General features: G+C 72.4%; 17 protein-coding genes. 12 read left to right on the top strand and 5 right to left on the bottom strand.

The window, feature by feature from the left end; translation table 11 throughout:
• Positions 1 to 1,606: 1,606 nt before the first annotated feature.
• The 3 genes from dprA to ACRB68_RS05210 are packed head-to-tail and all read right to left on the bottom strand — an operon-like array spanning position 1,607 to position 4,677.
• Entirely contained in the window at positions 1,607 to 2,758 is a 1,152-nt protein-coding gene (gene dprA / locus ACRB68_RS05220; RefSeq protein WP_153531054.1) for a DNA-processing protein DprA, read from the bottom strand.
• Positions 2,755 to 4,311 carry a YifB family Mg chelatase-like AAA ATPase gene (locus ACRB68_RS05215; protein ID WP_153531053.1) on the bottom strand — a complete coding sequence of 519 codons (1,557 nt, stop codon included), beginning with the start codon at positions 4,309 to 4,311 and terminating at the stop codon, positions 2,755 to 2,757. Before ACRB68_RS05215 ends, dprA begins: the two co-directional genes overlap by 4 nt.
• A complete protein-coding gene (locus ACRB68_RS05210) occupies positions 4,312 to 4,677 on the bottom strand; it encodes a YraN family protein (protein ID WP_153531052.1) in 366 nt (121 codons plus the stop codon). It abuts the gene before it with no gap.
• Positions 4,678 to 5,706: 1,029 nt separating this feature from the next.
• On the opposite strand from ACRB68_RS05210, the gene ACRB68_RS05205 reads away from it, so the two are divergent.
• Positions 5,707 to 6,639, top strand: coding sequence for a tyrosine recombinase XerC (locus tag ACRB68_RS05205; protein ID WP_328593779.1), 933 nt, complete (start codon positions 5,707 to 5,709; stop codon positions 6,637 to 6,639).
• A gap of 37 nt (positions 6,640 to 6,676) precedes the next feature.
• Here ACRB68_RS05205 and ACRB68_RS05200 read toward each other — a convergent pair whose 3' ends face one another.
• On the bottom strand, positions 6,677 to 7,408 hold the full coding sequence (locus ACRB68_RS05200; RefSeq protein ID WP_235958744.1) for a murein hydrolase activator EnvC family protein: 732 nt from the start codon (positions 7,406 to 7,408) through the stop codon (positions 6,677 to 6,679).
• 309 nt (positions 7,409 to 7,717) lie between these two features.
• On the opposite strand from ACRB68_RS05200, the gene rpsB reads away from it, so the two are divergent.
• The 5 genes from rpsB (at position 7,718) to ACRB68_RS05175 (ending at position 11,942) form a co-directional block, all read left to right on the top strand.
• Positions 7,718 to 8,683, top strand: coding sequence for a 30S ribosomal protein S2 (gene rpsB, locus ACRB68_RS05195; RefSeq protein WP_153531049.1), 966 nt, complete (start codon positions 7,718 to 7,720; stop codon positions 8,681 to 8,683).
• A gap of 79 nt (positions 8,684 to 8,762) precedes the next feature.
• Positions 8,763 to 9,599: a translation elongation factor Ts gene (gene tsf / locus ACRB68_RS05190; RefSeq protein ID WP_153531048.1), complete on the top strand. Its 837-nt coding sequence runs from the start codon at positions 8,763 to 8,765 to the stop codon at positions 9,597 to 9,599.
• Between the two features lie 58 nt (positions 9,600 to 9,657).
• Entirely contained in the window at positions 9,658 to 10,437 is a 780-nt protein-coding gene (pyrH, locus tag ACRB68_RS05185; RefSeq protein WP_328593778.1) for a UMP kinase, read from the top strand.
• A gap of 54 nt (positions 10,438 to 10,491) precedes the next feature.
• The gene (frr, locus tag ACRB68_RS05180) at positions 10,492 to 11,049 is read left to right on the top strand and encodes a ribosome recycling factor (RefSeq protein ID WP_328593777.1); all 558 of its coding nucleotides are present in this window, start codon (positions 10,492 to 10,494) and stop codon (positions 11,047 to 11,049) included.
• Complete coding sequence (locus ACRB68_RS05175; RefSeq protein ID WP_153531046.1) at positions 11,049 to 11,942, top strand: phosphatidate cytidylyltransferase; 894 nt, start codon at positions 11,049 to 11,051, stop codon at positions 11,940 to 11,942. Before frr ends, ACRB68_RS05175 begins: the two co-directional genes overlap by 1 nt.
• Before the next feature lie 70 nt (positions 11,943 to 12,012).
• On the opposite strand, the gene ACRB68_RS05170 is transcribed toward ACRB68_RS05175, so the two are convergent.
• On the bottom strand, positions 12,013 to 13,155 hold the full coding sequence (locus ACRB68_RS05170) for a suppressor of fused domain protein (RefSeq protein WP_153531045.1): 1,143 nt from the start codon (positions 13,153 to 13,155) through the stop codon (positions 12,013 to 12,015).
• 129 nt (positions 13,156 to 13,284) lie between these two features.
• Between ACRB68_RS05170 and rlmN the strand changes: the two genes are divergently transcribed.
• The 6 genes from rlmN to ACRB68_RS05140 all read left to right on the top strand — a co-directional run bounded on the left by rlmN (position 13,285) and on the right by ACRB68_RS05140 (position 21,969).
• The gene (gene rlmN, locus ACRB68_RS05165; protein WP_153531044.1) at positions 13,285 to 14,466 is read left to right on the top strand and encodes a 23S rRNA (adenine(2503)-C(2))-methyltransferase RlmN; all 1,182 of its coding nucleotides are present in this window, start codon (positions 13,285 to 13,287) and stop codon (positions 14,464 to 14,466) included.
• A 7-nt stretch (positions 14,467 to 14,473) separates the two neighbouring features.
• Positions 14,474 to 14,986: a DivIVA domain-containing protein gene (locus ACRB68_RS05160; protein WP_153531043.1), complete on the top strand. Its 513-nt coding sequence runs from the start codon at positions 14,474 to 14,476 to the stop codon at positions 14,984 to 14,986.
• A gap of 62 nt (positions 14,987 to 15,048) precedes the next feature.
• On the top strand, positions 15,049 to 15,861 hold the full coding sequence (locus tag ACRB68_RS05155; protein WP_153531042.1) for a DUF1963 domain-containing protein: 813 nt from the start codon (positions 15,049 to 15,051) through the stop codon (positions 15,859 to 15,861).
• Positions 15,862 to 15,983: 122 nt separating this feature from the next.
• Positions 15,984 to 17,834 (top strand): AfsR/SARP family transcriptional regulator, encoded by a 1,851-nt coding sequence (locus tag ACRB68_RS05150; protein WP_153531041.1) that lies wholly within the window; start codon positions 15,984 to 15,986, stop codon positions 17,832 to 17,834.
• Between the two features lie 33 nt (positions 17,835 to 17,867).
• A complete protein-coding gene (locus ACRB68_RS40070) occupies positions 17,868 to 18,077 on the top strand; it encodes a cinnamycin family lantibiotic (RefSeq protein ID WP_194293188.1) in 210 nt (69 codons plus the stop codon).
• 76 nt (positions 18,078 to 18,153) lie between these two features.
• Positions 18,154 to 21,969 (top strand): class III lanthionine synthetase LanKC N-terminal domain-containing protein, encoded by a 3,816-nt coding sequence (locus ACRB68_RS05140; protein WP_153531040.1) that lies wholly within the window; start codon positions 18,154 to 18,156, stop codon positions 21,967 to 21,969.
• Positions 21,970 to 21,980 lie beyond the last annotated feature (11 nt).

Here is a 21,980-nt window from a genome sequence, read left to right as displayed (position 1 = left end):
CACCCATGCCCACGCTGCGTCCGGCCACCGTCTCAGCACATCTCCGACCCACCCGCAGCCTGCCTGCCCCTCCGTGCCTCAAACCCTCAGCTCAACCTCCCCAGCCCGGCGCATGGGTCCCCACGTCACGCTGCGCCTGGCCACCCGTCTCGGCACACCCCTGCCCCTGCCCGCAGCCGCGCTGAGCGCAGCACACTTGCCCCTCTCCACGTCTAGAACCCTCAGCCAAGCCCCCATGCCCGGCGCGTGGCATGCGTCGCGCTGTGCTTGGCCGCCCGTCTCAGCATGTCCCTGGGCTCACCCGCAGTCGTACTACGCGCAGCTCGCCCATCCGCTCCGCGCCTCGAACCCTCAGTCGTGCCTCCCCATGCTCGGCGCGTGAGTCCATGCGTCGCGCTGTGCTTGGCCGCCCGTCTCAGCATGTCCCCGGGCTCGCCCACAGCCGTACTGCGCGCAGCTCGCCCATCCGCTCCGCGCCTCGAACCCTCAGTCGTGCCTCCCCATGCTCGGCGCGTGAGTCCATGCGTCGCGCTGTGCTTGGCCGCCCGTCTCAGCATGTCCCTGGGCTTACCCGCAGTCGTACTACGCGCAGCTTGCCCATCCGCTCTGCGCCTCGGCCGCGGCTCCCATGCCCGGTGTGCCGCTCATGCCGCGCTGTACCTGGCCACCTGTCCCAGCACGTTCCTGGGCTCGCCCGCAGCCGCGCTGCGCGTCTGTGCGCTGGGCGCCTGTCCGCTTCGCATCTCGGACCCTCGGCCGCGCCTTCCGCGCCCGGCGTGCTGCTCATGGCCGTGCTGCGTCCGGCCGTCTGTCTCGGCACGCCCCTGCCCGCAGCCGTACTAGGCGCAGCCTGCCTGTCCTTTCGCGCTTCGCCTCCTCAGTCGCGTCTTCCATGCTCGGCGCGTGGGTCCATGCGCAGCGCTGTGCTTGGCCGCCCGTCTCAGCGCCTCCTTGAGCTCACCCGCAGCCGCGCTGCGTGCAGCCTGCCCGCCCCTCCGCGCTTTGATCGCGGCTCCCATGACCGGTGTGCCGCTTATGGCCGCGCTGTACCCGGCCGCCTGTCTCGGCACGTTCCTGGGCTCGCCCGCAGCCGCGCTGTGCGCGGCTCGCCTGTCCGCTTCGCGTCGTGGACCCTCCGCCGCGGCTCCCGGCACCCGGTGTGCCGCTCTACGAACTGCGCTGCGTCCGGCCCGCGCGCATCTCGCGGGTTCCTGAGCCTGTTCGCAGCCGTGCCGAGCTCGCCTGCGTCCTCTGCACTTTGGACACCCAGCCGCGCCTCCCATGCCGGCGCGTGGGTCCGCACGGCGCGCTGTGCGTGGCCTTGGCTCGTCTGTCGGTCCGTAGCCGTTTGTGCTTGGCTCGCCGTCATTTCCTCCTGCCGTGCGGAGCGTTGCGCCTGGTCTGGCCTGCTTTCGTGAGATTGCTGGTGATACCTGCGCGGCCTTGCTGCAACTTGCCGTCCTCCTTTCGGTTTGGCTGGGGCTCTGCGCCCGAGCCGTCAACGGATTCGCTCATGGCTTGTGGCCGGTGGGGCGGTTCGCGGGGCCCGGCTTGCTTCTTCGCTCTGCGCCTGGATGCGCCGGGCTCGGGCGCCTTTTCGCGGGGGTCATTGGCGTGCTTTCGCGGCCGGGGTGAGGCGCCAGCCTCCGGTGGTGCGTTCGACGAAGCCCGCCGCGGCCAGCAGGCCGAGCTTGCCGTTGACGGTGGCCAGGTCCAGGCCGGCCTTGGCGGCGAGCTGGGCGGGACCGGCCGGGCCGCGGGCCGGCATCGTCTCCAGGACGGTCCGGGTGACGGGGTCCAGGCGGTCGCGGGGGAGGACGGGGTTGTGCGGTTCAGGGGCCAGGTCGGCGCCGATGCGGCCGACCGCCTCGATCACCTCCTCCGAGCGGGTGACCAGGAGCGCGGGCGGATGCTCCCGCAGGAGCCGGTGGCAGCCCGCCGAGGTGTGGGCGCCGACCGGGCCGGGCACCGCCATGACGTCGCGGCCCAGCTTGCGGGCCCAGGTGGCGGTGCTCAGCGCTCCGCTGCGCCAGGCCGCCTCGACCACGACCGTGCCCCGGGACAGGGCCGCGATCACGCGGTTGCGGACGAGGAAGCGCGAGCGGCGCGGCGGGGTGCCCGGTGGCGACTCGCTGACCAGCAGGGCACACCGGGCCATCTCGGCGAACAGCCCGTCGTTGCCCGCCGGATAGGGGACGTCCACGCCGTTGGCGAAGACCGCCACCGTCGGGCCGTCGGCGGCGAGAGCGCCGCGGTGGGCGGCGGCGTCGATGCCGAGGGCGCCGCCGGAGATGACGGTCCAGCCCTGCTCCGCCAGCTCCGCGCCCAGGTCGGCGGCCACGCGCAGGCCGTAGGGGGACGCGGCGCGGGCCCCGACGATCGCCACCGAGCGCAGGCAGTTGTACCGCAGGTCCTCCGGGCCGCGCAGCCACAGGGCGTAGGGCCGCTCGTCACCGAGGTCGTCCAGGGTGGTGGGCCACTCGGGGTCGCCCGGGCAGGCCAGGCGCAGCCCGAGGTTCCCGGCCACGGCCAGGTCCTGGCCCGGGTCGACGGCCTGAAGGCGGATCCGCCACTGCTGGAGCCGCGCGACGGCCCGGGGGACGTCGTGCTCGGTGGTGATGACGTCCTCGGGCGGCCTGGCGGCGCGGATCGCCTCCAGCGCGCCCGCCGGGCCGGCCCGGTCGATGATCCGGTTGAGCAGGGCCTCCCCGGGCTCGGCGACGGCGGTGAGGGCGGCGCGCGCGGTGCGGTCGTTCATGATCGCCTCCCGGTCCACAGGGCGAGGGCGCCGCCGACGTCGTCCTCGTCCGGCTGGTCGTGGCCCGCCAGGTCGGCGATCGTCCAGGCGACGCGCAGCACCCGGTCCAGGCCGCGTGCGCTGAGCGAGCCGCGCTGCAGCGCGTCGTCGGCCGCGCGCATCGCCTCGGGCGGCGGGGTGAAGCGGCGCCGCAGCTCGGGGCCGGGGATCTCGGAGTTGGACCGCCAGGGCGTGTCGTCCAGGCGTTTCAGCGTGCGTTCCCTGGCCGTCAGGACCCGTTCGGCGACGACGCGGCTGGCCTCGGCGAACTCCAGGTCGTACCGCAGTTCGGCCCGGCTGGCCGGGGTGAGCTCCAGCTTCAGGTCGATGCGGTCGAGCAGCGGGCCCGAGATCCGGGTCAGGTACTTGCGCCTGATCGCCGGGGCGCACGAGCAGTCCACCTGCTTGGCCGCCGCGCACGGGCAGGGGTTCGCGGCGAGGACGAGGGTGAAGCGGGCGGGGAAGCAGGCGGTCCCCTCCGCCCGGGAGATGCGGACCTCGCCCTCCTCCAGCGGCTGGCGGAGGGCGTCGAGCGTGCCGCTCATGAACTCGGGCGCCTCGTCGAGAAAGAGCGTCCCGCGATGGGCCAGGGAGACCGCGCCCGGTTGCAGGACGCGGCCCGAACCGCCGCCGACCATGGCGGCCCTGGTCGCGGTGTGGTGCGGCGCGTAGAACGGGGACCGGGTGATCAGCGGCTGGTCCGGCGGCAGCGTCCCGGCGACCGAGTGGATCGCGGTCACCTCCAGCGCCGCGTCCGCCTCCAGCGGCGGCAGCAGCGTCGGCAGCCGTTCGGCGAGCATGGTCTTCCCGCAGCCCGGCGGCCCGCTGAAGAAGAGATGGTGGCCGCCCGCCGCGCTGATCTCCAAAGCCCGGCGGGCCTCCGCCTGCCCGCGGACGTCGGCCAGGTCCATGCCGGTCCGGCGGTCCGGGCTGCGCAGGCTGAGCCCGGCGGCCGACCGCGGCGGCGGCGGATCGGGTTCCTCGTCCTCAATGGGCGGCGCCTCGTCGCGGAGGACGGCCAGCAGCCCCCGCAGCGTGCCGGCCGCCAGTACCTCCACATCCGGGACGAGGCCGGCCTCGGCGGCGTTCGCGCGGGGGACGACGACCCTGCGGCAGCCGGCGTTCGCGGCGGCGAGCACGGCGGGCAGCACCCCCGGGATGGCCCTGACCCGGCCGTCCAGCCCGAGTTCGCCGATCAGCACCAGGCCCGCGCACGACCGCGGCGGCACCACCTCGGCCGCCGCGAGCAGCGCCACGGCTATGGCGACGTCGAACGTGGACCCCTTCTTCGGCAGGCTCGCCGGGAAGAGCGACACGGTGACGTGCCTGTTGGGCCAGTCCTCGCCGGAGTTGAAGATGGCGGCCCGCACCCGGTCGCGGGCCTCGCTCAGCGCGGTGTCGGGCAGGCCGACCAGGTGCAGCCCGGGGACCCCGCTGGTGATGGCGGCCTCCACGTCGACCACGAAGCCGTCGACTCCGACCAGGGACACCGAGCGGGTCTTGGCGAGCGTCATTCAGCACACCTCCCGCAGGTGGTCGAGCACGAACCCGTCCCCCTCGGCGACCAGGCCGAGCACGTCGATCCGGACGTCGGCGCCCCGCACGCCGTGGGACGCCGCCCACCGCAGGGCCAGCCGTCTCAGCCGGGCGGCCTTGCCGTCCCCGACCGCCTCCACCGGGTCCCCGAACCGCACGGACCGGCGGGTCTTCACCTCGCAGACCACGTACTGCCGGCCGTCGTGGGCGATGATGTCGAGCTCGCCCTCCCGGCACCGCCAGTTGCGTTCGATCAGCCGCCAGCCGAGCCCCGCCAGGTAGCCGGCCGCGGCCTCCTCGCCGCGCGCCCCCAGGTCATGACCGGCATGGGTGTGGTTGTTCATGGGCCTCACCTCCGGCCTTCGACGGTGCCGGTCCCCGCGCCGCCGCGATAGACGAACTGTGTTCTGTGGATAACTCTGCGTGACAACTCGACTGGGTCCCGGAGTTCCGCACTGTGCTTGCTGCGTGAAGCCGGTCCTCCAGCGCGGCGACGTGACCACCGCCGACACGGCGCCCAGCGCGAAGCGCCCGAAGAGGCCCTCGCGCTGCGGCGAGAGTTGGCGGATGAGGACGCGACTTCGCCACCTCAGGCATCCCAAATGCTTCGGCGTTGCCATGTAAGGCGCCCAGGCCGCTTCGGCAGGGGCTCGGATCCTGCTGTTCGGAGCGGCATTGCTGAGTGAGGCGGCCAGGGTCGCTTTGGCGGGAGCGTCTGTGGGGGCTGCGGTGCCGCTGCGCGGGGCGGTTGAGTGGTGTTGCTGAGTGATGCGATGAGGGCTGTTCTGGCGGGAGCGTGTGTCGAGTCTCAGTGCCACGGTGCGAAGTGTCTGGAGCGGCATTGCTGAGTGAGGCGGCCAGGGTCGCTTTGGCGGGAGCGTCTGTGGGGGCTGCGGTGCCGCTGCGCAGGGCGGTTGAGTGGTGTTGCTGAGTGATGCGATGAGGGCTGTTCTGGCGGGAGCGTGTGTCGAGTCTCAGTGCCACGGTGCGAAGTGTCCGGAGCGGCATTGCTGAGTGAGACGACCAAGGTTGCTCTGGCGGGGAGCGTCTGTGGGAGCTGCGGTGCCGCTATGCGTGGCGTTCGAAGAGGCGTTGCCGAGCGAGGTGGCCAGATTGTTCAGGCTGGAGCGTCCGTCGAGTATCGCGCGTCGCTACATGAGACGGCCGAAGGGGCATTGCCGGGTAGGGCGTTCGGGAGTGCTCTGGTGGGGTGTTCTTGGAGGTTCCGGTGCCACTACAGGAGACGCCTGGAAAGGCATTGCTGGGGGAAACAGTCCGGCTTGCGTCGGCTGGGGGGTTCGTGGAGGCTCCTGCTGGGCTAGGCGAGGATGTCAGGGAGCGGAATTGGTGCGTTAGGCGGTCGAGGAGGATCGGTGTCGGTGGATGAGACGTCCGATGAGGCCGCGTCGCCGTTGGGTGAGGCGCTCGCCGAGTTCGCGCGGCATCTGGGCGCCGAGCGCGGTCTGTCGCCGCACACCCTGCGCGCCTATCTCGGAGACCTGCAGGACCTTTCCGGCTACTGCGCCACGATCGGGCTGACCGGGCCGCAGGAGCTCGACGTCGCCGTGCTGCGCGCCTGGCTGGCCCGGCAGCACGCCCTCGGGCGTTCTCGCGCCACGCTGGCACGCAGGACCGCCGCCGTCCGTGCCTTCACCGGCCACCTGCACCGGCGCGGCCTGATCCCGGACGACCCGGGTGTGCTCCTCGGCACGCCGAAACGAGGCCGCGACCTGCCCACCGTGATCACCCAGGAACAGGCCGGCCGCCTCCTGGACACCGTGGACGCCACCGGGCCGGCCGGCCTGCGGGACCTGGCCGTGCTGGAACTGCTGTACGGCACCGGCATCCGGGTGAGCGAGCTGTGCGGCCTGGACGTCGACGACCTGGACACCGTGCGCCGTACCGCCCGTGTCCTCGGCAAGGGCGGCAAGGAGCGGACCGTCCCGATGGGCGAGCCCGCCGCCCGCGCCGTCCAGGACTGGCTGCGCGCGGGCCGGCCCGCGCTGGCCACCGAGGACAGCGGCCCGGCGCTCTTCCTCGGAACGCGGGGCGGCCGCCTGCATCCGACCAGCGCCAGGCGGATCGTGCACGACCGCATCGCCGAGGTGGGCGACGTCCCGGACCTGGCCCCGCACGGGCTGCGCCACAGCGCCGCCACCCACCTGCTGGAAGGCGGCGCCGACCTGCGGAGCGTCCAGGAGATCCTCGGCCACGCCTCCCTGCAGACGACCCAGCTCTACACCCACGTCTCCGCGGAACGTCTCAAGCAGGTCCACCGCCAAGCCCACCCGAGGGCGGCCGACTAAGCGGCGCCCAGGGCATGGGCATGCCGTCGTCCGGTCGTCAGCGGGCGCGGCGGAGCCGGCGTTCGCGCGCCAGATCGATCACCCCCGGCGGCGGCCTTCGCCGCACCTGTTTGCGGACCCGGCCCTGCCTCCAGAAGAAGGCGAGCAGGAGCGTCAGCGTCATGCCGGTCAGGGCGCCGCCGCCCGCCGACGTGGCATACCGCAGCCCCATCCGTGGTGGCCGATCATGCCGCCGAGCCGCCGGAGGGACCGCATGGCCGTGCTCCGCGCCGGCCGTGGCCCCGTCGCCAGGCCCTTGGGGGTCGGGTGCAGGCCAGAGCGGAAGGAGGCGGACCCGCGGACGGACGAGGCTGAGCGGGTCGAGGTAGGCGGTGTCGTTCCGCAGCCCCCAGTGCAGGCACGGGACCTGGCAGTGCATCGGCGCCGCCTCGACGACGCCGATGCGGGCGCCGGTGGCCACCACGCGGCCTGCCCGGACGGACGCCCTGACCGGCAGGTACGTCGTGCGCAGCGTCCCGTGCGTGATCGCGACGACCCCGCGCCCGGCCAGCCGCCCCGCGTAGGAGACCCGGCCGGCCCCCGCCGCGTAGACGGGCCCGCCGGGCCGGGCGGCGAGATCGACGCCGCGATGGCCCGGCCCCCAGGGAAGCGCGGGCGGCACGAAGCCGCGGACGACCGCCGGCGCGGGCGGCCCCACGGGCCAGCGCCACTGGGCGGGGCCGGGTGATCCGGCGAGCATGCAGACCAGGAGCAGGGTGAACGGGCTCATGACCGCAAGCCTGCCGGGGGCGCGAGGGCGGATCCAGAGCTTCCCGCACCTGTGGATAACCTGTCCGGCGGCGCCGCTCCGCGCTGTTGATTCCACGTGTGCGCCGCTCATCCCATAGAATCGGGAAACGGTCGCACGGGGGGTTACCCGGGCGGCCGAATTCACGCGCTCGCTCGCCACCCGTTTCCTCACAGGGTGGGGCACAACCTCTCGGTCCGTCACACACGTGGCGGCGGGGTCTGTGTCAGGGCGCGGGCAGACAACCGAGACGTGGCCCGTGCAAGCGGGCCGGACAGGAGAACACGGGCTATGGCACCCGTCGTCACCATGCGCCAGCTCCTCGAGAGCGGCGTTCACTTCGGCCACCAGACCCGCCGGTGGAACCCGAAGATGAAGCGCTTCATCTTCACCGAGCGCAACGGCATCTACATCATCGACCTGCAGCAGTCGCTGTCCTACATCGACCGGGCGTTCGAGTTCGTTCGCGCCACGGTCGCCCACGGGGGCACGATCCTGTTCGTCGGCACCAAGAAGCAGGCCCAGGAGGCCATCGCCGAGCAGGCCACCCGGGTCGGCATGCCCTACGTCAACCAGCGCTGGCTGGGCGGCATGCTCACCAACTTCTCCACCGTCCACAAGCGGCTCACCCGGCTCAAGGAGCTGGAAGAGATCGACTACGAGGACGTGGCCGGCTCCGGCATGACCAAGAAGGAGCTGCTCGGCCTGCGCCGCGAGAAGGACAAGCTCGAGCGCACCCTCGGCGGTATCCGCGACATGGCCAAGGTGCCCAGCGCCGTCTGGATCGTGGACACCAAGAAGGAGCACATCGCGGTCAACGAGGCCAAGAAGCTCGGCATCCCGGTCGTGGCGATCCTGGACACCAACTGCGATCCCGACGAGGTCGACTACCCGATCCCGGGTAACGACGACGCGATCCGCAGCGTCAGCCTGCTGACCCGCGTGGTCGCCGACGCCGTCGCCGACGGGCTCATCGCCCGCGCCGGCGCCGCGTCCGGCGGCGACGAGAAGCCGGCCGAGGGCGGCGCCGTCGCCGAGCCGCTGGCCGAGTGGGAGCGCGACCTGCTGGAGAACAAGGAGCAGGCCCCCGCCGCCGAGGCCCCCGCCGCCGAGACCGAGGCCCCGGTCGCCGAGGCCGAGGTCGCCGCCGAGGCCGAGGTCGCCGCCGAGGCCGAGGTCGTCGCCGAGACCCCCGCCGAGGACCAGACCCCGGCGCAGGCCGAGGTCCAGGCCGACGCGTCCGCCGAGCAGGCCTAGCGACGTGTGGTCCCCGGGGCGCCGCCCCGGGGACCCGGTCCGTGTCCCGTCTTTCCACCACCACAGAGACGAAAGAGCGATGGCTGACTTCACCGCCGCCGACGTCAAGCGGCTCCGCGAGCTGACCGGCTCCGGCATGATGGCCTGCAAGAACGCCCTGACCGAGGCCGAGGGCGACTTCGACAAGGCCGTAGAGATCCTGCGTCTCAAGGGCGCCAAGGACGTCGGCAAGCGCGCCGAGCGCACCGCCGCCAACGGCCTGGTCGCCGAGCACTTCGAGGGCTCCGGCGACGGCGCGCTCCTCGAGGTCAAGTGCGAGACCGACTTCGTGGCCAAGAACGCCGAGTTCATCGAGCTGGCGAACCGCATCGTGGAGTTCGCCGCCAAGAGCGGCGCGGCCGACACCGCCGCGGTGCTCGCCGCCGAGATCGAGCCCGGCAAGTCCGTCGAGGCGCTGATCCAGGAGGCCAGCGCCAAGATCGGCGAGAAGCTGGAGATCGGTCGCTTCGCCCACTTCCAGGGCGCCTACGTGACCAGCTACCTGCACAAGTCCGACCCGTCCCTGCCGCCGACCACCGGCGTGCTGGTCGAGCTGGACAAGGAGAACGCCGAGGTCGCCAAGGACGTCGCGCAGCAGATCGCGGCGATGTCCCCCAAGTACCTCACCCGCGACGAGATCCCCGCCGAGGCGATCGACAAGGAGCGCGCTCTGGCCGAGCAGCTCACCCGCGACGAGGGCAAGCCCGAGCAGGCCATCCCCAAGATCGTCGAGGGCCGGGTCAACGCCTACTTCCGCGACTTCGTCCTGCTGGAGCAGACGTTCGTCAAGGACAACAAGAAGACCATCGCCAAGGTCCTCGACGAGGCCGGCGTGAAGGTCGTGCGCTTCGCCCGCTTCAAGGTCGGCCAGGCGTAAGGGCATCCTGAACAGACAGGACCCGAAGATTCCGCGAAGTAACGAGGAGGCCGCCGACGTGCCGGAGAAGACCACCACTGACACGGCGGCGGCCTCGTCGTCCGCCCGGAACGCGCCGCGGGCCGGCTGGAAGCGGGTGCTGCTGAAGCTCTCGGGCGAGGCGTTCGCCGGCGGGGACCCGCTCGGCATCGACCCCGAGGTCGTCCAGCACGTGGCCGAGGCCATCAACGAGGCCGTCAAGGACGGCGTCCAGGTCGCGGTGGTGTGCGGCGGCGGGAACATGTTCCGCGGCGCGCAGCTCGCCGAGCGCGGCATGGACCGCGGCCGCGGCGACTACATGGGCATGATCGGCACCGTGATCAACTGCCTGGCGCTGCAGGACTTCCTGGAGAAACTCGGCCTGGACACCCGTGTCCAGACGGCCATCACCATGAGCCAGGTCGCCGAGCCCTACATCCCGCGGCGCGCCATCCGGCACCTGGAGAAGGGCCGCGTGGTCATCTTCGGGGCCGGCCTCGGCCAGCCGTTCTTCTCCACCGACACCACCGCCGCCCAGCGCGCGCTGGAGATCGGTGCCGAAGCGGTGCTGAAGGCCACCCAGGTGGACGGCGTGTACGACGCCGATCCCCGAAAGCATTCGGACGCGGTCAAGTTCGACCGTTTGGATTACGGTGAGGTTCTACAGCGGGGACTGAAGGTCATGGACGCCACGGCCATCAGTCTCTGCATGGACAACGCGCTGCCCATCGTGGTCTTCGACCTCATGGGCCAGGGCAACATCGTCCGGGCCGTCCGGGGTGAGAAGATCGGCACGCTGGTCAACCCGGCCGACAGCTGATCGTCCGTCCGGCCGGCGCCGACCAGGGCCGACCAAGGTGAAGCGGGAGTCGTAGTGATCGACGAGACCCTCCTCGAGGCAGAGGAGAAGATGGAGAAGGCGGTCGCGGTCGCCAAGGAGGACTTCCAGGCGATCCGCACCGGGCGTGTCTCTCCCGCGATGTTCAACAAGATCGTCGCGGAGTACTACGGCACGCCGACGCCGATCAACCAGCTGGCCTCCTTCACGCTGCCCGAGCCGCGGATGGTCATCGTCCAGGTCTTCGACAAGTCGTCGATGTCCGCGGTCGAGAGGGCCATCCGTGACAGCGACCTCGGCGTCAACCCCACCAACGACGGCAACGTGATCCGGGTGGTCTTCCCCGACCTGTCCGAGGAGCGCCGCCGGGAGTTCGTCAAGGTCGCCGGCACCAAGGCCGAGGACGCCAAGATCTCCATCCGGAACGTGCGGCGGCGGGCCAAGGACACCCTCGACAAGCTCGCCAAGGACGGCGAGGCCGGCGAGGACGACGTCCGGCGTGCGGAGAAGGAGCTCGACGACGCCACGCACAAGTACGTGGCGCAGATCGACGAGCTGCTCGAGCACAAGAAGGCCGAGCTGCTCGAGGTCTGATGGAACTCGACGAAGCCGGGGAGCCCCCGGGCTCCCCGGGTGAGCCGGACGGCACCCCGGGCGGGGACGCGCCGGCCACCAAGAAGCGGGCGGGACGCAACCTGCCCATCGCCGTCGGCGTCGGGGCCACCCTCGGCGCCATCGTGCTGACCTCCCTCTACACCGTCAAGGAGATCTTCCTTGGCGTGATGGTCGTCTTCCTGTTCCTCGGCATGCGCGAGCTGACCGAGGCGTTCAAGGTGCGCGGCATCGCGGTGCCGTTCGCGCCGCTGGCCGTCGGCATGGTCGCCGCGCCCGTCTGCGGCTACATCTGGGGCCCCCTCGGGCTGGTCGCCGTCACCGCGCTGACGGTGCTGGCGGTGATGGTGCTGCGGATGACCGACGGCGCCGACGGCTACGTGCGCGACGCGACCGCCGGGGTGTTCGTCGCCGGCTACCTGGTGCTCATGGGCGGCATCGTCGCCCTGCTGATGCGGCCGGACGACGGCGACCACCGCACCGTGATCTTCATCGCGGTGACGGTCGCCAGCGACATCGGCGGCTACTTCGCCGGCTCGTTCCTCGGCCGGCACCTGATGGCGCCCAACATCAGCCCCAAGAAGACCTGGGAGGGCGTCACCGGCTCGGCGATCACCTGCATGGTGGTCGGCGGCCTGCTGATGTGGTGGCTGCTGCCGGGCGGCGCGGCCTGGCAGGGCGTGCTGATCGGCCTGGCCGCGGTGTTCACCGCGACCGTCGGCGACCTCATCGAGTCGGTGATCAAGCGGGATCTCGGCATCAAGGACATGGGCACGCTGCTGCCCGAGCACGGCGGCGTCATGGACCGGCTGGACTCGCTCATCGCCACGGCGCCGGTCGTCTGGCTGATGCTGGAGCTCTTCGTCCCGGCCTGACGGTTCTCACGGGAACGGCCGTGCGGGGCACATCGGTGCTCACACGGCCGTTCTGCTTTTCAGGCCGTTTTCAGGACACGATCCAGGAGCGGCCCTGCTGGGCGAGCCTCCGGACGAGCGCGTCGGAGCCCTCGCTCTTGGCGTAGCGGTGCTCCTCGGCGGTGATGGGCACGAGCCACAGCCAGCGCACCGGATCGCCGTCCAGCGTCAGGCCCCGCAGCCCGGGCGGGACCGGGCCCGCCAGGCGGCTCGGCTCCTCCAGCAGCAGCACGCCGCCCCAGGAGGCGTCGTCGCCGCCGAGCGGGAACGTCCGGGGCTCGTGGTACCACTTGACCACGTCGCCGGGCGCGAACCACGTCACCGACCGCCACGGGTACTGCGCCAGCCACGGGAAGATGCTGCCCGCGCGGCGGGTGGGCAGCGAGGTGGCCACCGCCAGTTCGATCCGGGAGTGCGGGGCCACGTCGTCCTCGTACAGTTCGACGGTGGGCATCCGCTGCCGGCTCATGCCGACGGTGCTGAGCACCGTGTAGTCGCGGTCGCCGCGGGCCGGCCGTTCGGACACGCCGACGGTGGGGGCGGCGGCGCGTCCGCCGGTGAGCTGGCTGCCGACGTCGTGCCAGTAGTGGCCGCCGGGGCCGAGCCGCTGCAGCAGGTGCCCGAGGATCGACTGCTGGAACCCGGCCCAGGAACCGTCGGCGGCGCAGGCCTTCCAGTGCTCCCGCGCGCGTTCGATGCGGGGGAGGAACTCCGCGAGCTCGTCGTCGAGGGGGAAGGCGAACGGGCTCTGCGCGGTCGCGTCGCGGCTGTAGCCGGGGATGCCGCGGCCCACGTCGGACCAGCCGGGCAGCACCAGCAGCGGCTCGCCCGACTCCAGCACCGCGACCCCGTCGCCCTCCTCGAACCAGACGATCTCCAGCTCGGCGGGATCCAGCGGGCCGCGCCCGTCCGGGTCCCGCACGTGCGAGGCGGGCATGAGCGGCGCCAGCCCGGCGTTCAGCCGCGCCCGGTCGGGCCCGTCCGGGGCGGCCCGGTGGTTGGCCACCCAGACGGCGCCGACCACGACGTCCCGCTTCTTTCGCAGATAGGCGGCGGTGACCACGCCGTCGCTCTCCAGGGTGAGCCGGCGGCTCCCGTAGGGGCTGGTCTCGGCTCGCACGACCGTCGTGGTCGTCTCCCCGGGCGTGGCAGGACCCTTGCGCAGTACCGACATGATCGAGACCTTAGTGTCCGGGCAAGGTCATCCGCAGGCGGTCGGGGTCCGTCCCCGCCAGGGCGTGCGGCCAGGGCCGCGGCGCGCACGGCTCAGGCACCCGCAGGTGTTTGCGACACTGGAAGGACCATGTCTGCCACCACCGAGCCCACCGCCGCCGCCGAGCCGGCCGCCGCCGCCGAAACGGCCGCCGAGGGCACCGTCAAGAAGACCCCCGCCAAGCTGGTCTTCGCGGCCCCGCGCCGGGCCAAGCCGCCGCGGCACCTCGCCGACCTGACCACGGCCGAGCGCCGGGAGGCCGTCGCCGCGCTCGGTGAGAAGCCGTTCCGGGCGGACCAGCTCTCCCGGCACTACTTCACCCGGCTCGCCGACGACCCGGCGCAGATGACCGACCTGCCGGCCGGCGTCCGGGACCGCCTGGCCGCGGAGCTGCTGCCCTCGCTGCTGACCCCGGTGCGCGAGCTGGCCTGCGACGGCGGCACCACGCTGAAGACGGTGTGGAAGGCCTTCGACGGCGTGCTGTTCGAGTCGGTGCTGATGCGCTACCCCGACCGCGCCACGATGTGCGTGTCCTCGCAGGCCGGCTGCGGCATGAACTGCCCGTTCTGCGCCACCGGCCAGGCCGGGCTGACCCGCAACCTGTCCACCGCCGAGATCGTCGAGCAGGTCGCGGCCGGGGCCCGCACCCTGGCCCGGGGCCGTGTCCCCGGCGGGCCGGGCCGGGTCTCCAACATCGTCTTCATGGGCATGGGCGAGCCGCTGGCCAACTACAAGGCGGTGATCGGCGCCGTCCGCCGGATCACCGACCCGGCGCCGGCCGGCCTCGGCATCTCGCAGCGCTCGGTCACCGTCTCCACCGTCGGGCTGGTCCCGGCGATCGAGAAGCTGGCCGCCGAGGGCATGTCGGTCCGGCTGGCGCTGTCGCTGCACGCCCCCGACGACGAGCTGCGCGACGAGCTGGTGCCGATCAACAACCGCTGGAAGGTGGGCGAGGTCCTGGACGCCGCCTGGGCGTACGCCGACCGCAGCGGCCGCCGGGTGTCGATCGAGTACGCACTGATCAAGGACGTCAACGACCAGGCGTGGCGCGCCGATCTTCTCGGCCGCCTCTTGCGCGGGCACCTCGTACACGTCAATCTGATCCCGTTGAACCCGACGCCCGGATCGAAGTGGACCGCCTCGCGGCCACAGGACGAGCGCGAATTCGTACGGCGCCTGGAGGCGCACGGAGTGCCGGTAACGGTTCGCGACACCCGGGGGAGGGAGATCGACGGCGCCTGCGGCCAGCTGGCCGCGGCCACAAAGGACTAGGAGCGGGATGTCCGCGAAGACGAGAACGCGCCTTCCGGTGGCGTTGCGAGGTTATGACCGTGCGCAGGTGGACGCCTTGCTGGAGCGGATCTCGCAGGCCCTGAACGGCGGCCCGGCGATGGACGCCAACGAGGTGCGCGCGACGCGGTTCGACATCGTGCTGCGCGGTTACGAGCACCGCACGGTGGACGAGCTGCTCCTGGAGAGCATCCGTGAGCTGCGGGCGGTGGCCTCGTCGGCGGAGCGGGCCGGGCAGCCCCGGGTGCACCCCGGCTGGCTGATCACCTGGATCCAGAACGCCCGCTTCTCCGGTTCGGGCCTGCGCCCGGGATACGGGGTGCGGGACGTCGACGTCTTCCTCGACCGGGTGATCGACGGGCTGCGCGGCGTCCGGCCGCCGGTGTCGGCGGGCGACGTCCGCGAATGCGTCTTCGAGAAGGTGCGTTTCGGCCCGGGCTATGACGAGCGGGAGGTCGACCGCTTTTTGGAGCAGCTCGCCGGGGCCCTCGAACACGGCTGAAGTTATCCACAGATCCCGCGGGGTGGTGACGCGATCCACCCCGGCAGGGAACGCTAAGTGACATGGAACACTTCGAGGTGCAGCGCCAGCGGCTGCGTTCCCTGTTCGGCGTCTTCCTCTCCGCCGAGGCGGCGGAAGAGCTGCTGCCCCTGGCCCGGCCCGCCCTGCGGCTCGGCGCGGACGGGGCGGCGGGGGTCAGGCTCGGCGGCCGGCCGATGCTTCCGGTGGACGAGCCGTGGCCCGAATGGGAAGGGCGCCCGCTGGACTTCCTCGGTTCGGTCGACTTCGCCGCGCTGTCCGAGATGACGGCGATACCCAGGCTGCCGCACAAAGGGGTGGCCGCGTTCTACTACGCGACCGCCACCCCGCGCCCCTGGGGGGACGACCCCGCCCAGCGAGACGGCTGGCGGCTGTTCATCGGGGACCTGAGCGAGGCCGACCCGCCTGCGGGCTCCGTGGCCTTCCCGGAATGCCCTCTGGGGGCTGAGCCCTTCCTGTCGATGCCGTCCCCGCGGGATCCGGTCCTGCAGACGCTGGAAAACGCCTACAGCGGCTTTCTGGCGGTGTACGAGCAACTTCACGCGGCCTGGGTTCAGCACGTATGGCCTGGCGGTGCGCCGATGCACCAATTGGGCGGCTGGCCGGTCCTTGTGCAGGGCGCCATCGGCCTGAACCGCGTGTCCCTGTCCGGTGCGGAGGCCGGACCAGTGCCGAATGACGGCCGGGGATCGGCGGAAAATAGCTGGAATCTGCTGATACAGCTGGATTCTGATCAGCGCCTCGACTGGTTCTGGGGCGACCCGGGCCGGCTCTACTTCTGCGGCCGGGAGGGTGACCCGGTCGAACAGGGATGGCTCACCTTGCAGGCAACATGACTCTGCTGCCGTGAGTCCGTCCATTCGCCGCTCCCGCACTGCGCGGGTGACGTCAAATAGAGGGGCGCGCGTCGTCTCGTCGTGTACGCGGGTCCTGAGATGGGGGCGGTGTGGAGTTTCGCTTGCTCGGCAGGGTCGAGGTGGCCGACGGCGCCCGCGCGGTGCCGTTGACCGCGGCCAAGCACCAGGCGCTGCTCGTCTCCTGCCTGCTCGACCCCGGCCGGGTGGTCTCCGTTCACCGCCTCGTCGACGCGCTGTGGGGCGAGCGGCCACCGGCGACCGCCCCGGCGCTGGTGCACACCTACGTCTGCGCGGTACGCCGGGCCCTCGGCGCCCCCGAGCGGCTGCTCACGCGCTCGCCCGGCTACGTCATGGAGGTCGGACCGCAGGAGGTCGACGTCCATCGCTTCGCCGCGCTCGCAGCCGAGGGACGGGCGGCCGCCGAGCGGCAGGACCTGGCCGGGGCCGTGGAGGCGATGAGAGAGGCGCTGCTTCTCTGGCGGGGGCCGGCGTTCGGGGGAGTGGGCGAGTCGTTCCTGCGGGCCGAGGCGACGCGCCTGGAGGAGATGCGCTCGGCCGTGCAGGAGGAACGGATCTCGATCGAGCTGCGGATGGGGCGGGGAGCGGACCTCGTCCCTGAGCTCGTCGGCCTGGTGGCCCGGCAACCGCTGCGCGAACGGCCACGCGGGCAGCTGATGACGGCCCTGTACCGCGCGGGGCGGCAGGCGGAGGCCCTGGAGGTCTACCGCGAGGGGCGCCGTGTCCTCAACGAGGAACTGGGGCTGGACCCGGGCGTGGAACTGCAGCGCCTGCAAGCGGAGATCCTCGCCGGCGGGCCGGTGCGCTCACCGGACGGCCCGCCTGAACCCGTGCGGCTCACCGGCCGGCGCGCTGCGCCGGCCGAGCTCCCTCCTGCCGTGAGCGACTTCGTCGGACGGGAGCGGGAGACCGCCGCCCTACGCCGGGCGCTGTTGGGCCGGGAGGCTGCGAGGGTGTGCGTCGTGGTCGGGATGCCGGGCTGCGGCAAGACCGCCCTGGCGGTCACGGCCGGGCACTCCGTGCGGGCCGACTTCCCGGACGGCCAGCTTTTTGTGGACCTGCACGGCTCTCGACCGGGCGCACCGGCAGACCCGTCCGGTGTCCTGCGCAGGCTGCTGGGAACTCTGGGCATCGCCGGCGATGCCGTTCCCGACGACCTGGAGGCCGGAACGGCGTTGTTCCGCAGCGTGCTGGCCGATCGCCGGATGCTGCTGGTGCTCGACGACGCCGCCGGGGAGCGGCAGGTGCGATCCCTGCTGCCCGGGCATTCCGGGTGCGCCGTGCTGGTCACGAGCAGACGCCTGCTCGCCGGGCTGGAAGGCGCCGGCCGGTTCACGATCGGGCCGCTGGACGCCCGGAGCGGCGCCAGGCTGCTCGCGGAGACCGCGGGGGGAAGCCGGGCGGAGGCCGATCCGGAGAGCGCGGCCCGGATCGTGGAGCTGTGCGGCGGGCTGCCGTTGGCCCTGCGCGCGGTCGGAGCGAGGCTGGGCGTCCACCCGGGCCGGTCGCTCGCCATGATGGTGCGGCGCCTGAGCGACGAGGACAGGCGCCTAGACGAACTGGCCGTCGGTGATCTGGCCGTGAGAGCGAGCCTCGAGTCGAGTTATCGATGCCTGTCCCCGGGGGAGCGGAAGGCATTGCGCGGGATCGGGCGGCTGGGCGTTCGACCCTTCCGGGTGAGTGCTTTGGCCGCGCACCTGAACGTCCCCGAAAGCACCGCCGAGGAACTGGCGGAACGGCTCGCCGAGGCGCAGCTGCTCGAGATCCAGGTGGACGAGTCCGGCCGGCCCCGCTACCGCTGCCATGAACTCCTGCGCCTTTACGCCCGCGAACGCACCGACTTTGAGGACAAGCCACCCGAATATCGCCTGAACCAGGTCGCAATAGAGCCAGTGGCGACTACAGAAAAACTGCAGGCCCCTCCACTTCACTGAGAACCCCGGCCCTTCCCGAGCACGGAGGATCTCATGAGCGCCATCACGTTCGAACCGCGCGACGCGGGCACCAAGGACATGACGGAGATCGACCGGGTCTTCTTCGAGGCGACGTCGCCCGCTGCGCAGCACGGCGAGCAGGCGTGCGTCAGCACCTGCGTCTCCGGCTTCACGATCAAGTGCGACGGCAACACCTTCAACCAGACCTGCGTCACCGGCGCGACCCTGCGCTGCGACGGCTGAGCCACGCCCGGGGAGGGCCGCGGGTCCCGCGCCCCTCCCCGCACGACCGGGAAGGAGGAGAACGCCGGTGGCCCCAGTGGACATCCTGGAACGGCTGGGCGAACTCTCGGCACGCGGGCTGAGGCTGCGCCGCGGCGAGGTCTGGATCGACGTTCAGGACCGCCGCACCCCGATCCCCGAGCAGGGCTGGAAGCTCCATGTCGCAGCCCGCCCGGCCACCTTGGGCGCCACCCTGGACCGCGCGCTGCCGGTCCTGCTGAGCCTCGCCCCCAACTTCAAGGTCGTCGGCGACGCCGGCATCCTGCGCGAGTTCAATTCGCCGTCCAACACGACCGGCTCGGCCGGCAAGGCCATCACCGTCTACCCCGCCCAGGACTCGGTGGCCGCGGTGGGCCACGCCCTGGTGGCGGCCCTGCACGGCCTCGCCGCCCCGATCATCCGCAGCGACCGCCGGATCTCACCCGACGCCCCCGTCTACTACCGCTACGGCCCGTTCCGCCCCCGCTACCGGATGACCGGGAACGGCGATTTCGAACTGGTCGTCATCGGCCCGTCCGGCGAACTCTTCCCCGGCGCCGCCGGCCCCACCTTCCGCTGCCCGGACTGGGCCGAAGACCCCTTCCCACCCCACACCGAGGCCCACCCCGCCGATCAGCGCCCACCCACCGTCCATCCGCGGACCCCGGACAACGACCACCGCCCCTTCCCGAAGGGGCACCCCCCACCATCCCGCCCCCACGACGACCGCCCCCCGCACCTGGCACGAACCAGAAAGGAACAACCTCCTGCCGGCGAGCCGCCCCCGCTGAAAAGGAGCAGCCCGGCCCCCCGGCAAGCCCCCACCCCCCACCGAACCGCCGACGACCACCGGCCACCCGCCGACAGAAGCCCCCCGGACAATGCGCGACCTCCAGGCGATGAGCCGCCCCCGAACGGCGCGCAGCTTCCGAGGGCGGCACCACCTCCCCAAGACACACGGCCTCCGAATGATGCGCCGCCTTCGGGTAGTGCGCGATCTGCGACCGATGAGCAGGCGCTGAACGAAGTGCGGCCTTCGGGGGAAGCGGGGACTTGGAGTGGTGGGCGGCTCCCGGGCGGTGGACAGGACGGCGGCAAGCGGCGGTCATTGGGGGAGCAGCGGCTTTCCGGCGCTTGGCAGGCCAGGGGTGAGCGGCAGTTCTTCGGTGACCCGCCAGTTGAGGGGGAGCAGGAGGGGGCTCCTGGGCAGGGCGGCCAGTGGCCTTTGGGGCGTGGAGCGCCGGGAAGCGAGCGGTTGTCTGCGGGCGGGCGGCGATCTCCGGGTGGTCGGCTGCCCGCCGGCGAGCGGGGAGCAGTCGGAGGTACGGGGAGTTCTCATCGGCCTCAGGGGCGTCCCGGGGTGGGCTGGCATCAGGGGTCGGAAGCCTCGCCGGTGCTGGGCGGGCGGTACCGGCTGACCGCGGGCATCGCATCCGCCGCACGTGGCAGCGTCTACCGGGCGGTGGACATGCGGACCGGGCATGAGGTGGTGATCAAGCAGGCGCGCGCCTACATCGGTGAGATCGCGGATGGAACCGATGTGCGGGCCAACCTGCGCAACGAGCGCCGCATCCTGCACGCGCTGGCGGGGGCCGACGGGTTCCCCCGCTTCGTGGACCACTTCCGCCATGGCGAGGACGAGTTCCTCGTGGTCACCAGCGCCGGCGACCGCGATCTGCGTCAGGACGTCGTCGACCACGGCCGCTACGGCGCCGGCCCGGAGCGGAGCCTGGCGGACCTCGCGCGCCGGCTGGTCGCCTTGCTCGACACGCTGCATGCCCACGGTGTGGTGTATCGCGACCTCGCCCCGAAGAACATCACGCTGGACGAGCACGGGCGCTGCCGGCTGGTGGACTTCGACATCAGCCGCTTCGAGGGGACCCAGCGCTTCGGCTGGTCACCGGGCTACTCGCCGCCCGGGCAGCGCCGCGACCGCCCCGCCGAACCTGAAGACGACTACTACGCCCTGGGAGCCACGCTCTTCTACGCGGCCACCGGACTGGACCCGGTCCGCATGCACGACGACGGGGAGCGCAACGCCGCGGCCACGTTGATAGCCCTGGGGGCGTTCGGCCTCAGGGACGAGATCACGGCCGGGGCCATCCCGCGCCTGCTGAGCGCAGATCCGCGGCAGCGCGTCGCGGCGGTCTCGGATCTTCGGCGGTGCAGGCGCGATGCCGTCGGCGCTCCGCCCCCGTTGCCGGACATCGGTGATCTGGACGGCCTGGTCGACCATGTCCTCGGCCAGGTCCTCCACCAGGCGCGCGAACTCATGGGGGCGGCGCCGGGGAGACCGCTGCCGACCAACGCCCACATCGGCACGGCCGGCATCGGCATGGAGCTGCTCCATCACGCCGCACGCCCGGAGGTGCGCGAACTCGTCGGAGAAATGGCTTCGCGCACCCGGGCGGAGATGGAGCAGGCCCCTCTTGGGCACGGGTTGCTCTTCGGCGGTGCGGGAGCGTTGATCTTTCTCGCCGCCGCGGACGGCCGGTTCCGGGTCGGCGCCCCGCTCCCCGCCGACTACAGGTTCCATGCCGAGTGCGACTTCCGGGGCGACCCAAGGCGCAGTGGAAGCGGGCCGTCCGCTCGGCTCGATGGGCTTCTCCATGCGGATGTCGATGGCCGAGCGGATGCGCCTGACCATGTGCGGGGTGTCCTCCGCGCCGATGGTCCCGGCCTGACGGGCGGTTTCGGTTACGTGGGCGGCGGCTGCTCGGTCGAGGCCGGTACCGGCGAAGTGAGCGGCTTCGTTTCTGCGGGTGGCGTCAGCTACGCGGGCGGTGCTGGGAGTGCTTTGAGCGCACGGACGGCCGGGCGAGTTCCGCGCGAGGAGGTGCCTTCGCCGGGAAGCCGCCTCTTCGGCGGGATGGACGTTCGGTGGGGAGGCGAGGTTCTCGGTTCGCGGCTGCGGGACTTCCGGCGGCCGTTGCTTCCGGTTCCGGCTGCGGGGCCCATGCAGGGGCGGTTGGGCGCTGCGATGGGCGGGGAGCCCGCTCTTCCGCGTCCTGCCGCTGAGGCGAAGGACGATCACGCGCAGGGGGTGGCGGGTACCGGCGTCGGGCATCTGATCCTCGCCAGGCTGCTCGATGACCCCCGACATCTTGAGCGGGCGGCGGAATGCGCTGCCCGGATCGTCCAGGGCCGGGTGCGGCGGACCGCCGGCGAGCTGCCGGCGGCCCCGCCTGGGTCGGGCGTGCACGCCGAGTACGGGATGGCGCACGGGCTTGCCGGGGTCGCCTACTTCCTGCTCGCCCACGCCCGTGCCGGCGGGACGTCCCCGGCCGACGCCGAGCGCCGCTACGCGAGGCTGGCGGCCGAGGTCCCCTCGCTGATCGCCGCCGCCGGGACCCCTGCCGCGCGGCCGATGGCCGGTTCGTGGTGCCAGGGGCTCGCCGGGATCGGCACGTCGCTGCTGGCGGCGTGGGCATGGCTCGATGACGACCGTTACCTGGAACCGGCCGGTGCCTGCGGGCGGGCGGCTCTGCGGATCGCGCCGTCCATGGCGGTGCTGAGCCAGTGCTGCGGCATGGCCGGTGTCGGTGAGCTGCTCATCGACCTCGCGCTGGCCACCCGGTCGGAGGAGTACCTGGCGGGGGCCCGCCGGGTGCTGGCGTTGATGCTCGCCCGGTGCGGCGGGGAGCCGGACCGCCCGGTCTTCCCCGATCACTCGCTGGCCGGTGCCGCCGCCCAGTGGGGCGTCGGGACGGCGGGCGTGCTCACGTTCCTGCGGAGGCTCCGGGACATGGGCGGGCAGCGGCCCTGGACGGCGGAGTGGCGTCCGCCCCGCCTCGGCTTCATGGCGGCCGGCTTCGAAAGCCCCTCGGGGAGGGGGCCGGGCTTTCAGGGCGGGGCCCTGTTCCCCGGCGGGTGACGCTGTGACGG

The organism is Actinomadura macrotermitis, from assembly GCF_009604375.1.
Lineage (GTDB): Bacteria > Actinomycetota > Actinomycetes > Streptosporangiales > Streptosporangiaceae > Spirillospora > Spirillospora macrotermitis.
The sequence above is the reverse complement of the archived record's forward strand: the minus strand, read 5'-3'. Positions and strand labels throughout refer to the sequence as shown.